This window comes from Actinophytocola sp. NPDC049390, from assembly GCF_044466355.1.
Taxonomy (GTDB): domain Bacteria; phylum Actinomycetota; class Actinomycetes; order Mycobacteriales; family Pseudonocardiaceae; genus Actinophytocola.
The window spans coordinates 1-1940 of record NZ_JBITMQ010000048.1 but is presented as its reverse complement, the minus strand read 5'-3'; the positions used below and the strand labels follow the sequence as shown (position 1 = coordinate 1940).

Here is a 1940-nt window from a genome sequence, read left to right as displayed (position 1 = left end):
TGTCTAGTCCCACCTGATGCTTGACGGTTCGATCCCAGGTGATGGTTGACGGTTGGCCTAGGTTTCATAGGGCACTCGTCTTGGGTCTGTGGGTCTTGATCCGGCGAACTGGCTGGGTGGTGGTCCGCTGGATGGTGCGGGTGTCGCCGTCGGGCAGGTCGATCGTCAGCGTGTGTTCGGCGACGTGGATGGTGACGGTCTGACCTGCGTGGATGCGGCCGAGTGCGATCTTCTGGCCGACGACCATCACGATCCCGCTGTTGCTGGCCCGGCGTTGGACCCGGACCGGTTCGACCGTGGGGCGTGGTGGTGGCCCGGCTGGTCGGGCGCCGCGCAGGGTGTGTGTTTGCTGGTTGGTGAGCGGGTTGGGGCGGGTGCGGAGCAGTTCGCGGGTGTCGGGATCGAAGAAGGTCAGGGTGGGGCCGTCGATGCGGATCGTGACCCGTCGCCCGGCGAGGATCTCCGCGGCCAGGACCTGCAGGTTCTTCAGCGAGACGGTGCCGGCGGTGCTCACTGTCCGGTCGACCTCGACCGCTGGCCCGGGCTCGGAGGGTGGCAGCGGAGCGGGACCTGCTGGGCGGCCACCCGCGTTCGCGAGAGCGGCCAGGTCGGCGACCGAGAGATGAGACCGGACCGTCTTGACCCGCGCGCTCGCGATGAGCAGGTGGATCACCTCGACGCTGGCCCAGAACGTCACCGTCACGCCTGCTCGGGCGGTGCCCAGCCAGAACTGTTTCCCGGCGACGCCGAGGTTCCCGCTGGCCGGGACCACTCGCTCGAACTCGACCGGCCCGCCCTGATATGCCTCCGGCAGGCTCTCGGCCCCATCCGGGGTCAGGTTCGCGGCCGTGTCTTGAACCGGCTTGAGCGAGGGCGGGAGATGCAGCGGCAGCAGCTCTCCAGCGGTCTGGCGCTGGGGCTGGCCGGTGGTGAACCGGTCGGCCGGGTAGGCGTTGTCCAGGCCCTGGTGCGGGCGGTCGCAGTTGTATTCGCTCACCCAGGTGTCCACCGCGGCCTGCGCCGCGAGGATCGACGGGAACGGTGGGTGGTCGTCGAGCAGCTCACGACGCAGGGTTTGGTGGAACCGCTCAACCTTCCCGGTGGTCGTGGGTGAGGCGGGTTGGGTCAGTCGGTGGGTGATGCCGTTGTCCCGGCAGATCCGGTCGAACAAGACCTCACCGCCCTTGCCGAAACGGTCGGTGAACTGCTTCCCGTTGTCGGTCAACACTTCCTCCGGGACACCGAACCGGCGCATCCCCTCGGCGAACGCCAGACAGACCGCCCGACCGGTCGCCCTGGCGACGACAGCGGCGATGACACAGAAGCGGGAATGATCGTCCACTCCGGTCACGATCTTGACCTCGCGCCCATCGGTGAGGAAGACGCCGCCGACGATGTCCATCTGCCACAACGCCATCGGCTCATCACGTTCCCACCGCCGGTAGTCCCGACGATGCCGCCGCCGTGCTTTCGGTTCGATCAGGCCGTGGCGGACCAGGATCCGATAGACCGACATCCGCGACGGCACCGGCACCACACCGCCACGGTCGAGTTCGTGCACGAGACGGCGTGGTCCCCACCGCGGGTGTTCCCTGCGTAGTTCGCAGATCACCGCCGCCACCTCCGCCGCAGTCTGATGCGGACACGACTCCGGCCGCCGAGACCGGTCCACCAACCCCGCCAGCCCGTCCCGCCGATACCGGGACAGCCACCCCGACACCGACTGGCGGGACACCCCGAACCGGATAGCCGTCTCGGTCACCGACACCCCGGACTCGACCATCAACACCGCGCGATACCGCTGCTCGACAACGGACAACTCCACCAGAGCCAATCCCGGCCTCCTGACGCGCACAACACTGCGCGACAGCCAAGCCGATCACGGCCACTGTCAAGCATCAGGTGGGACAGGAACGTCAAGCATCTACCGAGACAGGACA

Annotated in this window: 1 protein-coding gene; it reads right to left on the bottom strand. The window is 67.9% G+C overall.

The window, feature by feature from the left end:
• Positions 1-64: 64 nt before the first annotated feature.
• A complete protein-coding gene (locus ACIBVP_RS45710; RefSeq protein WP_396112824.1) occupies positions 65-1819 on the bottom strand; it encodes an IS481 family transposase in 1755 nt (584 codons plus the stop codon).
• Positions 1820-1940 lie beyond the last annotated feature (121 nt).